The 12,401-nt window shown below is 66.0% G+C and carries 12 protein-coding genes, 1 tRNA gene and 1 pseudogene; 9 read left to right on the forward strand and 5 right to left on the reverse strand.

Annotation, left to right across the window (positions count from 1 at the left end; translation table 11 throughout):
• The first annotated feature begins 539 nt into the window (after positions 1-539).
• Positions 540-2,075, forward strand: coding sequence for an IS1634 family transposase (locus M4486_RS09360; protein ID WP_249480880.1), 1,536 nt, complete (start codon positions 540-542; stop codon positions 2,073-2,075).
• Positions 2,076-2,086: 11 nt separating this feature from the next.
• Here the strand turns inward: M4486_RS09360 and M4486_RS09365 are convergent, their stop codons facing one another.
• Positions 2,087-2,476 carry a four-helix bundle copper-binding protein gene (locus M4486_RS09365; protein WP_249480881.1) on the reverse strand — a complete coding sequence of 130 codons (390 nt, stop codon included), beginning with the start codon at positions 2,474-2,476 and terminating at the stop codon, positions 2,087-2,089.
• Between the two features lie 220 nt (positions 2,477-2,696).
• On the opposite strand from M4486_RS09365, the gene M4486_RS09370 reads away from it, so the two are divergent.
• The 5 genes and pseudogenes from M4486_RS09370 to M4486_RS09385 all read left to right on the forward strand — a co-directional run bounded on the left by M4486_RS09370 (position 2,697) and on the right by M4486_RS09385 (position 5,354).
• Positions 2,697-3,281 carry a YdhK family protein gene (locus M4486_RS09370; protein WP_122942833.1) on the forward strand — a complete coding sequence of 195 codons (585 nt, stop codon included), beginning with the start codon at positions 2,697-2,699 and terminating at the stop codon, positions 3,279-3,281.
• 174 nt (positions 3,282-3,455) lie between these two features.
• Complete coding sequence (locus M4486_RS09375) at positions 3,456-3,932, forward strand: CueP family metal-binding protein (protein WP_249480882.1); 477 nt, start codon at positions 3,456-3,458, stop codon at positions 3,930-3,932.
• Positions 3,933-4,087: 155 nt separating this feature from the next.
• Complete coding sequence (locus M4486_RS19875; protein ID WP_319803200.1) at positions 4,088-4,345, forward strand: TlpA family protein disulfide reductase; 258 nt, start codon at positions 4,088-4,090, stop codon at positions 4,343-4,345.
• A complete protein-coding gene (locus M4486_RS19880) occupies positions 4,336-4,587 on the forward strand; it encodes a TlpA family protein disulfide reductase (RefSeq protein WP_318152451.1) in 252 nt (83 codons plus the stop codon). The genes M4486_RS19875 and M4486_RS19880 overlap by 10 nt, the downstream gene beginning before the upstream one ends.
• Positions 4,587-5,354 (forward strand): annotated as a pseudogene (locus M4486_RS09385) (cytochrome c biogenesis CcdA family protein). The gene M4486_RS19880 and the pseudogene M4486_RS09385 overlap by 1 nt, the downstream one beginning before the upstream one ends.
• 27 nt (positions 5,355-5,381) lie before the next feature.
• Here the strand turns inward: M4486_RS09385 and M4486_RS09390 are convergent.
• Both M4486_RS09390 and M4486_RS09395 read right to left on the reverse strand, forming a co-directional pair.
• The gene (locus tag M4486_RS09390; protein WP_249480883.1) at positions 5,382-6,458 is read right to left on the reverse strand and encodes a sensor histidine kinase; all 1,077 of its coding nucleotides are present in this window, start codon (positions 6,456-6,458) and stop codon (positions 5,382-5,384) included.
• Between the two features lie 67 nt (positions 6,459-6,525).
• Positions 6,526-7,239: a response regulator transcription factor gene (locus M4486_RS09395; RefSeq protein ID WP_228359030.1), complete on the reverse strand. Its 714-nt coding sequence runs from the start codon at positions 7,237-7,239 to the stop codon at positions 6,526-6,528.
• Between the two features lie 161 nt (positions 7,240-7,400).
• Between M4486_RS09395 and M4486_RS09400 the strand changes: the two genes are divergently transcribed.
• From M4486_RS09400 to M4486_RS09410, 3 genes are all read left to right on the forward strand, one after another.
• Complete coding sequence (locus tag M4486_RS09400) at positions 7,401-7,637, forward strand: SHOCT domain-containing protein (RefSeq protein WP_152352135.1); 237 nt, start codon at positions 7,401-7,403, stop codon at positions 7,635-7,637.
• Between the two features lie 32 nt (positions 7,638-7,669).
• Positions 7,670-9,172, forward strand: coding sequence for a multicopper oxidase family protein (locus M4486_RS09405; RefSeq protein WP_122942844.1), 1,503 nt, complete (start codon positions 7,670-7,672; stop codon positions 9,170-9,172).
• 222 nt (positions 9,173-9,394) lie between these two features.
• Positions 9,395-11,575, forward strand: a complete 2,181-nt coding sequence (locus M4486_RS09410; protein WP_429798333.1) for a heavy metal translocating P-type ATPase — start codon at positions 9,395-9,397, stop codon at positions 11,573-11,575.
• A 152-nt stretch (positions 11,576-11,727) separates the two neighbouring features.
• Here the strand turns inward: M4486_RS09410 and M4486_RS09415 are convergent, their stop codons facing one another.
• Together M4486_RS09415 and M4486_RS09420 are read right to left on the reverse strand one after the other, a co-directional pair.
• Complete coding sequence (locus M4486_RS09415) at positions 11,728-12,042, reverse strand: hypothetical protein (RefSeq protein ID WP_249480884.1); 315 nt, start codon at positions 12,040-12,042, stop codon at positions 11,728-11,730.
• Positions 12,043-12,282: 240 nt separating this feature from the next.
• Positions 12,283-12,355, reverse strand: a tRNA-Lys gene (locus M4486_RS09420).
• Positions 12,356-12,401: the final 46 nt, after the last annotated feature.

Below are 12,401 nucleotides of genomic sequence, written 5' to 3' on the forward strand. Positions count from 1 at the left end.
TGTCGACGACTTAGCGAAACTCACCAGAGAGTTTGACTAGGCGGGATCGGCCACCAGGAACGACGGGTTTACCCGAGAGCGCCTTGGCGCGATAGTGATTTTTCTCAATGGCGCGCGCATTTGACTTCCCGGAATTACTGCGAGTTTTGACTCGAGGTGCGGAGTCTTTAACAGTCGAGACGGTAATGCCTCTTTCAACGTTCTACGTGCTCCCCACACTGAGCGAGCGACCGGAGGCCCGGAGCGAAGCGAGGACACGAGGGGCGCTCGCTCTGGGGCGGCGGAGCCGCCACTTGAAGGAGTAGGGAAAGTTCTCACGGGCCAGCACTCGACGTCGAGACCGCCAATGGGCTAGTGGACGCTTACCTCGGGCCCTGTCGTCCGACAGGAACTCCCGAGGCCAGCTTCAGACACCACCGCGATGGTGCAGCTATGAGGTTTAGGCCTGAGTTGGCCCTCTCTCTCGGTTGATCGCTGACTTTGACGGCATTGTCGCTGGTGGCGGCGTTGTCGGGGCTGGTGGATGACACACTAACGGTGTGGTGTTTCTACGGAAGGTGAAGACGGCGTCGGGGGCGACGGCCGTGCAGATCGCTGAGCGGAAGGACCGCCGGGACGTGGTCCTCGAACACCTCGGCTCCGCGCACACCGAGGCGGAGCTCGCCGCGCTGATGAGCGCCGGCCGGGACAGGATCAACGCAGGCCAAGAGGCTCTTGACCTGGGACTCTCACAGGATCCGCAATCAGCAGTGGTCCACTCCAGACGCTCCCGCCAGCTGCTTCAGACGCTCCGGTCAGCATGGAGCGACCTTGGTTTCGACGTGATCGAGGACGAGGCGTTCTTCCACCTGGTCGCTGCTCGGCTGATCGAGCCGACCTCGATGAGCGACTGCTCTCGCGTGCTCGGCGAGGTCGGCATGGATCCCGTGCACCGCTCGACGATGAAGCGCTGCCTGGCACGGGTCTCGCAGCGAGAGTATCGCGACCAGATCGCCACGAAGTGCTTCGAGCATGCCGCGACTAGCGGTGATATCTCTCTGGTGCTCTATGACGTCACCACGCTCTACTTCGAAGCGGAGTACGAGGACGAGCTGCGGAAGGTCGGCTACTCCAAGGAGCGCCGGGTGGATCCGCAGATCGTGGTCGGGCTGCTGGTGGACCGCAACGGGTTCCCGCTGGAGATCGGCTGCTTCGAGGGGAACCATGCGGAGACGAGAACGATCGTGCCGATCATCAAGCAGTTCCAGGCCCGCCACAACCTCGCGGACATGGTCGTCGTCGCCGATGCCGGGATGCTCTCCACGACCAACCTGACCGCGCTGGACGAAGCGGGCCTGAAGTTCATCGTCGGCTCAAGACAGGTCAAGGCCCCAGGTGACCTCGCCCATCACTTCCACTGGAACGGAGACGCGTTCGAGGACGGGCAGGTGATCGACACGATCACGCCCCGTCACGGGAGCACGAGGACTGACCAGAAGCGGCACCGGCGGGAGCCGGTCTGGGATGCCGAGCAGTATCCCGGGCATTGGCGCGCCATCTGGGCGTTCTCGACGAAGCGCGCCACCCGGGACGGGCACACGCTGACCGCGCAGGAGAACCGCGCCCGCGCGGTCATCGACGGGGACGCGGCGGTGAAGTCGACCCGCTTCGTGAAGACCACGGCCGCGGGCCGCACCCTCGATGAGGCGTCCCTCGAACGAGCGCGAGGACTGGTCGGGCTGAAGGGCTACGTCACCAACATCCCCGCCAGTGTGATGCCGGCAGCGGAGGTCATCTCGAGTTACCACGACCTCTGGCACGTCGAGCAGTCATTCCGGATGAGCAAGACAGACCTCCAGGCCAGGCCCATGTTCCACCGGAAACGCGACGCGATCGAAGCCCACCTCACGATCGTCTTCACCGCGCTGGCCATCGCGCGGTTCATGCAGAGCAAGACAGGGTTCAGCATCCGCAAGATCATCCGCACACTACGACCCTTGCAGGACGTCACCATCAGCCTCGCGGGCCAGCAGATCACCGCGAAACCAGAACTCACCGACGACGCCCGACACGTACTTGATGCACTGACACACTAAAGAGGTCCAACTCAGGTGCAGGTCTGCTCGCAGCGACGGCAAGCCTGGGCGCAGATCTTGCAGTGTTCGTGCATTTCGGCGTGCTTCTCGCACTCCTCGGCGCAGGACTGGCACGCCGCCTGACACGCCTCGAGCAGTGCACGGTTGAGGGCGACGTTCTTACCCGTCTGACGGGAGAGGACCCGGCCGGTCGTCTCGCAGACGTCGGCGCAGTCCTGGTTCCGTCGGACGCACTGGGTCAACTCCGCCACCATTTCCTCGGCCAAGCAGGCGTCCGCGCAGGCGGTGCAGGTCTGGGCGCACTCGAAGCAGGCCTCGATGCATGCGGCGAGCTTCTGCTGGTCGATGGTGCCGAGGCCCTTCGGGTAGGTCTGAAGCATTGAGGCGACGTGATGGTTCATGGTCGTGCTCCTTCTCGTTCCGAACAGACCGCGGATACCGGCCCGCTCTGACGACGGTAGCCGGGGCGTCACCAATGACGGAAGCGAGCAGACCGTTCGTTCGCAGGCAGTGCGGGCCGACTGGTCAGCGCTGTGCTCAAGAAGTCCAAACCTGACCTTGAAGAGACCTTGATCTGAGGGTCGTAGGCTGGCGCAAAATGTCCTCTGACTAGGAGTAATAATGCGTTCTCGTCGCTCCTTCGGCCGTCTCGCGGCCGTCGTCTTCACCGGTGCGATTGTGTTTGCCGGATGCACCGACAACGGGTCTGACGACGGTCAGACGTCCGGTGGGTCCGAAGCATCGGAGGCGTCCGATGGTGGTGGCCACGGGGGCATGGAGCACCCGATGGATGGCGGCCCTGCGCCTGAGGGGATGGTGCCTGCGGAGGATCCCGAGTTCCCAGTCGGCACAGAGGTGACGCTCACGGCGGACCACATGGAGGACATGGAGGGAGCGACAGCGACGATCTCCGGTGCCTTCGACACCACGACCTACTCGGTCAGCTTCACCCCGACCGACGGCGGCGAGCCGGTCACTGACCACAAGTGGGTCGTCCACGAGGAGCTCGAGAACCCGGGCAAGGCACCGCTGGCAGAGGGCACCGAGGTGGTCATCACCGCTGATCACATGGCGGGTATGGAGGGTGCTGAAGCCACCATCGACAGTGCCACCGAGGAGACTGTGTACATGGTCGACTACGAGGCCGACGGGATGATGATGACGAACCACAAGTGGGTCGTCGAGAGCGAGATCGAGCCTGCGTGATGACCACCCCGTCGAGCCCTCGAAGTGCATTCGCCTCCTCCGGGGATGGGCCGCGTCGTCGCACTGGGCGGCTGCCCCGGCGATCGGTCTTGATCGGTGCTGGCTTGTTCCCGCTTGGTCGCCGGTTGCGGGACCGGCGGGTCCGAGCCCGCATCCGTCACGAGTGATCAGGAGTTGCTCCAGGAACATGGCTTCGCCGACGCGGACGCGCACGAGATCATCGACAGGCTCGAAGCGCTCCCGGTGGCTGAACGACCGCAGGACCTGATCGCCAGCGTCACCGCGACGTCTCTTCAGCTCCAAGACGATGCAGGGCGAGAGGCCGAGCTGCCCCTTCCCGAGGACCAGTTCTACTTGTCGGTGGCCCCGTTCGTGGAGACCACCCACGAGTGCGCCTTCCACAGCCTGACCACCTGCCGCGGGGAACTGCGCAGCCGCGAGCTCACTGTGAGCGTGGTCGACAGCGGCTCGGGCGACGTCCTTGCGGAGGGCCCTCGCACCACGCATGACAACGGGTTCCTCGGTCTTTGGCTGCCGCGCGGGATCACCGCGGAGCTCACGTGCACCCTCGAGGACTACACAGGGACCGCGTCCATCTCGACCCAGGCGGAGGATGATCTGACCTGTCTGACCAGTCTCCAACTGACGTGAGCAGGCGAAACACCCGGTCCGCCTTCTGGCACTCGGTGGTCGGCCCAGCTGGGCGGAGCGTCACACCAGGCCTGAGTCGTCGGACCACGCTCCGACTGGGCGGGAGCCTGCTCGTCCTCGCCCCCGTCCTTGCGGCGTGCAGCAATTCCTCAGATGTGGCGAGTGAGGCGAACGCCGGGTACGTCTCCGGCGATGGCGTCGTCGTCGAGATCCCCCCAGAGGGACGCGCCGATCCTCTGGCGATCCAGGGAACCACCTACGACGGCGACGACTTCGACTCCACGGCGCTGCGCGGCGCACCCTTGGTGCTCAACATCTGGTACGCCTCGTGTCCACCATGCCGGCTCGAAGCCCCCGCGCTGAAGGCCGTGCATAGCGAATACAACGCCCGGGAGTGGCATTCATGGGCGTGAACACCCGCGACCAAGCGGGGCCGGCCGCCGCGTTCGAAACGACCTTCGGCATCACCTACCCCTCGATCCCCGATCCCGACGGAGTCGTCATCTCTTCCATGGACGGCAGCGTCTCGCCCAACGCCGTCCCCACGACTTTGATCCTGGATGCTGAAGGACGAGTAGCCGCCCGGATCACGGGCGCGGCCAACCAGAGCACCCTCGAGAGCCTCCTGGATACCGTGCTGGCGGAGGCCGCCTGATGGGTGAACTGTTCGCCACCACCGTGCTGAGCGGACCCCTGGCCGCAGCCCTGCTGCTGTCGATCGTGGCTGGTCTGGTCGCGTTTCTGTCTCCGTGCGTGCTTCCTGTGGTCCCCGGCTACCTCGGATACATCACCGGGCTCACCGGACAGAACGCCGGGCCGTGCCGTACCGGCGATCCTGGGGAACGGCCATGGCGCCTGGTCACGGGAGCGGTGCTGTTCGTCGCGGGCTTCACTACGGTGTTCCTGGTCATCGGCGGCTTCGTCGGTGCACTCGGGTCATTGATGATTCAGTACACAACAGCGATCAATCGGATCTCCGGGGTGCTGGTGATCCTCATGGGCCTGGTGTTTGTGGGAATCTTCCCCCGCCTCTCCGGTGAGAAACGGATCCGGAAGCGCCCCGATGCCGGACTCGCCGGTGCCCCGTTGCTCGGGATCACGTTCGGCTTCTCGTGGACCCCGTGCATCGGGCCGACGTTCGCCGCAGTCGCGGCGCTCAGCCTCGGGGAGGCCTCCGCCAGTCGCGGCGCTCTCCTGGCTTTCGGCTATGCGATCGGGCTCGGGATCCCGTTCATCCTCTTCGCTCTCGTGTTTCGGCGTGCCCTGGGCATCTCCCGAGCGTTGTCCCGGCATCGCCGGACGCTATAGATCGTCGGTGGCTCCGTGCTCATCGCCATCGGACTCCTGCTGGTCACCGGCGTGTGGGAGCAGTGGATGGCATTGCTGCAGGTGCGGATCGGCACCTTCACCACGATCGTCTGAGAGCTGAGCCCGCCGTACGCGGCCGGCTCAGCGATCAGTGATCGCTCGCGGCAACCGTATGGTGAAGGTGGCGCCCCGTCCTGGGCCCTCACTGGCCGCGGCCACGGTCCCGCCGTGCGCATCGACCAGGGCTCGACTGATCGTCAGGCCGATGCCTGAGCCGGAGTTGTCACGGGTGCGTGAGCTGTCGGCGCGGAAGAACCGTTCGAACAGGCGTGACCGGTCCTCATTGGTGAAGCCTTCGCCGTCGTCCGCTACCGTGATCTCCACCGTGCTGCCGTGGGTGGCTGCCGAGACCGTGACGGTGCCTCCGGGGGAAGTGTGCCGTAGAGCGTTGCTCAGCAGGTTTCCGAGGACTTGGGCGAGGCGGTCCGGGTCCGCGTGGATCGTCACGGAGTGGGGCAGGGCCGTTCCTCGTCGTAGTGCCACGCCCGCTGTCTCGAACCGTTCATCCCATGCCGGGAGTATCGACTCCAGCAGGTCGTCGACGGTGAGGGGGTGCAGCTGTACCGGGAGCTGGCCCTCCTCGGCCCGGGACACTTCACTGATGTCGTCAGCCAGCCGCGAAAGTCGCATGGTCTGGCTGGCGAGGATGGGCATGGCTGCCTCCGGCTCGATGACGCCATCGGCCATGGCCTCGTGATGTGCCGAGAGGGTGGCGATGGGGGTGCGCAGCTCATGGGCGAGGTCGGAGAGCAGTTGGCGTCGGGTCTCCTCGACGGCGTCCAGGCGCGCTGCCATGTCGTTGAGCGTGGCGGCCAGGGAGTCGAGTTCGGTCCCGGCTCCGACGGAGGGCACGCGCGTGGAGTAGTGGCCGCGGGACAGTTCATCGACAGCCGAGGTGAGGCCGTGAAGCGTCTGGCGGAGTCGTCGTGCCAGGTTCCAGGTGACCAGGCCGGCGGCCAGGAGGGAGACCACCAGTCCGACCCCGAGGGCAAGTGCGAGCGCGTCACGGTAGGCGCGTTCGATGTGGACGAGCTCGTCGCTGCCCACCGGGAGATCGGTCTGGAGCAGGTGGTAGTGGAAGACGGCGGGCCCGATGATCACCGTCAGCACCGTGATGGTGAGCGCGCCGGCGAGCAGCACGATGAGCTGGCCGATCATCAGGCGCGAGGCCAAGCTGGTGCTAGGGCGAACCGTTCGCACAGATGTATTCGGTGCGGTCACGAGCTCATCCCTTCCCCATCCGGTATCCGATACCGCGCACCGTGGTGACGAACCGTGCAGATTCAGCCGTCTCGTCGAGTTTTCGTCGGAGGTTGGCGATGTGCACATCGACGAGATGGTCGTCTCCGATCCAGCTGTCGCCCCAGACGGCCTCCATCAGCTGTCTGCGACTGAAGGCCTGGCCAGGACTGAGCGCCAGGGTCATCAAGAGTCCCCTCTCGGTGGGGGTCAGCGGAAGTGGCCGGCTGGCGAGCCGCACCTCCTGGGCAGCTGTGTCGATCTCGAGCTCTCCAAAAGTGCGCACTGTGTCCGAAGACGCCGTCCCGGAATCGGCGCGGGGCCTGCGCAATACGGCCTGGACCCGAGCGACGAGCTCACGCACGCTGAACGGCTTGGTGAGGTAGTCATCCGCCCCCACCGACAGCCCCACCAGGCGGTCCACCTCCTCTGACCGTGCCGTCGTGATCAGCACGTAGCAGTCGGAGAAGGCGCGGATCCTGCGCATCACCTCCAGACCGTCGAGCCCGGGCAGGCCGAGATCGAGGACGATCACGTCCGGTGACAGAGTGCGGGCTGCCTCCACCGCCTCCGGACCGCTCCGCGCGCTCGCAGTCGCGTAGCCGGCCTTCGCGAGATACGCCTGGACCACGTCCGACAGCGCGACCTCGTCCTCGACGACGAGAACCATCGCCGCTGCTCGATCCGCTTCGCTCCTCATGGCTCCAGTCTGGTCTCCGTTCCTGGACACCGCGCGTCTACGGAGGCGCAGACGGACTATCTGGACCAGATCTTGAGGAACTCTCGACGAGAACTTCGCCCGCCCCGGGGGAATCTGATGTGGACCGTGCCGCGTACGTACTCGACCAAGGGAGACCCTCGATGATGCCGACCGATGCGATGTCGTGGCTGATGTGGGCGATGGTCGCCGGTCTCCTCGTTCTCCTCTGGGCCTCGGCACTGCTGCTGGCACGCACCGTGCTGCCCGGGCGCCCCCGACGCGCTCGGGACGAGAACGAGGCGATCGGGGAACTCTCCCTGCGCCTGGCTCGAGGAGAGATCACGGCCGACGAGTTCGAGCAACGGCAACGACTGGTCTTGAACGCATTTCGGCCATGACACCACCCCCTCACTCCAGAAGGACTACACCTGTGAAGACCTTTTCCCGCCGCACCGTGTTCACCGGAGGCCTCGGCGCGGCAGCGCTGACACTCGCGGCATGCGGTAACCGCACCACCCCGACTGAGGCGGGGACCTTCGCACCGCCTCCTGCCCTTACGCCGAAAGCCGGTCAGAACGTCGTCACCCAGACCCTCACCGCGGCACCGACGACGGTGGACCTCGGAGGGAAAACGGTCTCGACCTGGGCATACGGCGAGAGCCTCCCCGGGCCGCTGATCCGCGCCACGGCCGGCGACCTGCTGCACATCACGCTCGAGAACCGCCTTCCCGAGACCTCCACGATCCACTGGCACGGCATCCGACTGCACAACGCAGCCGACGGGGTGCCGGGGATGACGCAGGACGCCGTCGAGCCGGAAGCCTCTTTCACCTACGAGTTCGTCGCCCCCGACCCCGGCACCTACTTCCTCCACTCCCATGTCGGCTTGCAGCTCGACCGCGGGCTCTACGCACCACTGATCATCGATGATCCCGACGAAAACGGTGACTACGACGCGGAATGGATCGTGACCCTCGATGACTGGATCGATGGCACCGGGCAGACCCCAGACGAGGTCCTGGCCGCGCTCACCGGCGCCGGGCCCTCAGATGCCGGCGGCATGGACCACGGCGACATGCCCATGGGCGACGACGGACCCGGCAGCATGGACCACGGCGGCATGCCGATGGGGGGCGAGCCCTGGGGCGACGCGGGTGACGTGGCCTACCCCCACTTCCTCGTCAACGGCCAGGTTCCCGAAGCGCCGGAGATCTTCGAGGCGAAGCCTGGCCAGCGCCTGCGCGTCCGCCTGATCAACGCCTCCGCCGACACCATCTTCGCCCTCGCGCTCGGCGACCACGACCTCTCCGTCACCCACTCGGACGGATTCGCCGTCGAACCCGTCACCGCCAAGGCGCTCTATCTCGGCATGGGTGAACGGTACGACGTGGTGGTCACCGTGAAGGACGGCATGTTCCCTCTGGTGGCCCGTCCTGTCGGGAAGACCAGCGGCGGCCAGGGGCTCGCGGTGCTGAGGACCGGCTCCGGTTCCGTTCCCGCTCCGAACGTCCAGGTCAGAGAGCTCGACGGGGAGGTTCTCATCGGGTCCACCCTGGAACCGGCCGAGACCGCGCGGCTCGAGGACCGCGCCGTCGACACCGAACTGGAGCTTGCGTTCCAAGGCTCGATGCAGCCCTACCGCTGGGCAATCAACGGAAGACCCTACGGGCAGAACACTCCGCTCGGCATCCGCGAAGGACAGCGGGTGCGGATCATCGCGTCCAACCAGACGATGATGACCCATCCCCTGCACATCCACGGCCACACCTTCGCCCTGCCCTCCGGTCTCCGCAAGGACACCGTGCTGCTGGCACCCATGGAATCGGTCGCCCTCGACTTCGATGCGGACAATCCGGGTCGATGGGCGGCACACTGCCACAACGCTTACCACCAGGAAGCCGGCATGATGACAGGGATCGATTACGCATCCTGACGCCGTGCGTTCCGGCCCCCGGCGCCGAAGAAGGCTGACATTGGTGTCGCTCTCCTGGGCCTCGCTCAAGGGTGAGCGGGCCAGCAGGTCGGAGTCAGCGGCTTGGACTCTGGCGCCGACGTGATATCTCGAGTGCCACACCTCCGCACCTGGATCACGCCGATGCTCACAGCGGACTCCAACCCGTCGACACATACCCCCCAGGGGTATATGGTCAGGCGTATGAACGCTGGCAACCCCACACACCGTCACGCCCACGGAGAACCCGACATGCAGCACCCTCATCCCTCCCACACATCTCCCGGCACCGGCATTGCTGAGCGCGACGCATCCGACGCGAATAGCGACGATGGATCTCACGGCGACCATGAGGACCACTCAGGCCACGAGGGTCACTCAGGACATGGTGGCCATTCCGGTCATGGAGACCACGTCGGGCAGTTCCGGCGGTTGTTCTGGATCAACCTGATCATCGCGGTCCCAGTTGTCGCATTCTCGCCGATGTTCGCGATGCTGCTCGGCTACAGCGTTCCCGATCTTCCCGGCGCGATGTGGATCGCCCCGCTCCTCGGCACCGTCATGTACATCTGGGGCGGCCGCCCGTTCCTCACCGGCGCAGTCTCCGAGATCCGCTCCCGTCAACCCGGAATGATGCTCCTGATCGGGCTCGCGATCACGGTTGCGTTCATCGCCTCCTGGGGAGCCACCCTTGGCCTCCTCGACCACCAGCTGGAATTCTGGTGGGAGCTCGCCCTGCTGATCGTCATCATGCTGCTGGGGCACTGGGTCGAGATGCGATCCCTCGCCCAGACGACCTCCGCGCTCGACTCCCTGGCCGCACTGCTTCCCGACATGGCAGAACGCATCGACGGTGACGAGATCGTGAATGTCTCACCGACTGAGCTGCAACACGGGGATCTGGTCCTGGTGCGCCCGGGGGCGAGCGTCCCGGCCGACGGCACGATCCGCGAAGGCCGCGCCGACGTGGACGAGTCCATGGTCACCGGCGAGTCCCGTCCCGTGACGCGCTCCACCGGAGACTCCGTCGTGGCGGGGACCGTCGCCACGGATTCCAGCCTGCGCATTGAGGTCACCGCCACCGGTGACGACACCGCCCTCGCCGGCATCCAGCGCCTGGTGACCGAGGCGCAGAACTCCACCTCCCGGGCACAGCGCATCGCAGACAAGGCATCGGCCTGGCTGTTCTGGTTCGCTCTCGGCGCTGCCGTGATCACGGCAATCGCCTGGTCACTGCTCGGAATGCCCGATGAGGCAGTGGTCCGCACGGTGACCGTCCTGGTCATCGCCTGCCCCCACGCCCTGGGGCTCGCGATCCCGCTGGTGGTCTCGATCGCGACAGAGCGGGCTGCCCGCGGCGGCGTCCTGGTGAAGGACCGCCTGGCGCTGGAGGCGATGCGCACCGTCGACGCCGTCCTGTTCGACAAGACCGGCACTCTCACCAAGGGCGAGCCCGTCCTCGCTGAGATCATCACCCGCGGCGCGGAGGAGACCGACGTGCTGGCCCTGGCAGCTGCCGCCGAAGCCGAGAGCGAGCATCCGCTCGCCCGCGCCATCATCGCCAAGGCGCAGGCCGAGGGAGTCCGGATCCCGACGGGCTCCGACATCAGCTCTACCCCTGCCTTGGGAGTGAGCGCCCAAGTAGATGGAGACGAGATCCGCGTAGGCAGCCCCCGCCTGCTCGAGGAAACCGGAGCACGCGAGATCGAAGACGCTGAGGCCTGGCGCCAGGAGGGCGCGATCATCCTCCACGTCCTCCGGGACGGCGAGGTGATCGGCGGTCTCAAGCTCCACGACGAAGTGCGCCCCGAATCTCGCGAAGCCATCGATGCCCTGCACAGCCTGGGGGTCGAGGTCGTCATGATCACCGGCGACGCCGAGGCGGTCGCGAACAGCGTCGGCCGTGAGCTCGGCATCGACCGTATCTTCGCCGGGGTACGTCCCGAGGACAAGTCCTCGAAGGTCGCCCAGCTCCAGAAGGAGGGCAAGAAGGTCGCGATGATCGGCGACGGCGTCAACGACGCCCCCGCCCTCGCCCAGGCCGATGTCGGCATCGCCATCGGGGCCGGCACCGACGTCGCGATCGCCTCGGCCGGTGTGGTGCTTGCCAGCTCCGATCCTCGCTCGGTGCTCTCAGTGATCGAGCTCTCCCGCGCCGCCTACCGGAAGATGAAGCAGAACCTCTGGTGGGCAGCCGGCTACAACCTTATCTCCGTGCCGCTCGCCGCCGGAATCCTCGCCCCTATCGGATTCGTGCTGCCCATGTCCGTCGGCGCGATCCTCATGTCCCTGTCCACCGTCGTCGTCGCGATGAACGCCCAGCTCCTGCGACGCCTCGACCTGCACCCGGAAGCAACTGTCGCGGCCCTGCGCGACCGACGCTGATCCCGCTCACAGAACGGAACCTCTCATGATCGTCGTCAACGCAGTACTCCACGATCAAGGCCCACCATGAGCGTCGAGACGACACCGAGAATCGGAACCGGCCATTAATCCCGCAACTCGCGCGATGACGAAAGGGGGATGCCCCGATGGCTTTAGAGGTCGAGGATCGGATCCATTGAGCTGATGCTCTTGCACCTCTTTCTCGCGTACGCAATTTCACGCCGCGTTGCCGATCCGAGGTATCCGCTTTCGCTCACCACTCGCACCTCGTCCGACACGTCGATACGGCGTAGATGCAGCTCCCCCAGAGCCTCACGTCGGGCTGGTGTCAGGTCTTCATCGATCGCCTCGGGGGCGAGCACGATCATCCCGAGCGCAGTAAGACGACGCCGCTCCGACTCGAACAGGCTCTGGAAGCGCAGCGAACCGCAGAGGCAGGCAACTCTGGGCCGTTCGGCGGCACTCATGCACATACCTCCGTGACTGAGGAGCTGATGTTCGGAATGCTCGCCCGCCCTCCACCAGGACGTGGAGCACTGTGGCCGAGGCATTCTGAATCTGTCCCGACGGCGCTCGCGGAGTGGCGAAGGATCGGTTGCTGTCACCCCTCGTCCCGCACAGCACACACAGCCGCGTTGCTGTCAGCGTTGCTGTCATTGCCCATTTTGGGGCGAGGCCCGCAACCACGAGCATAGTCCTGACCAGGGTGGGCCCGGAGGGGATCGAACCCTCGACCCGCGGATTAAAAGTCCGATGCTCTGCCAACTGAGCTACAGGCCCGTGCCCGCCTGGCGGGCCCGTCCATCCTATCCGCGCACGCCCGCGG

The sequence above is a fragment of the Brachybacterium kimchii genome, assembly GCF_023373525.1.
GTDB lineage: Bacteria > Actinomycetota > Actinomycetes > Actinomycetales > Dermabacteraceae > Brachybacterium > Brachybacterium kimchii.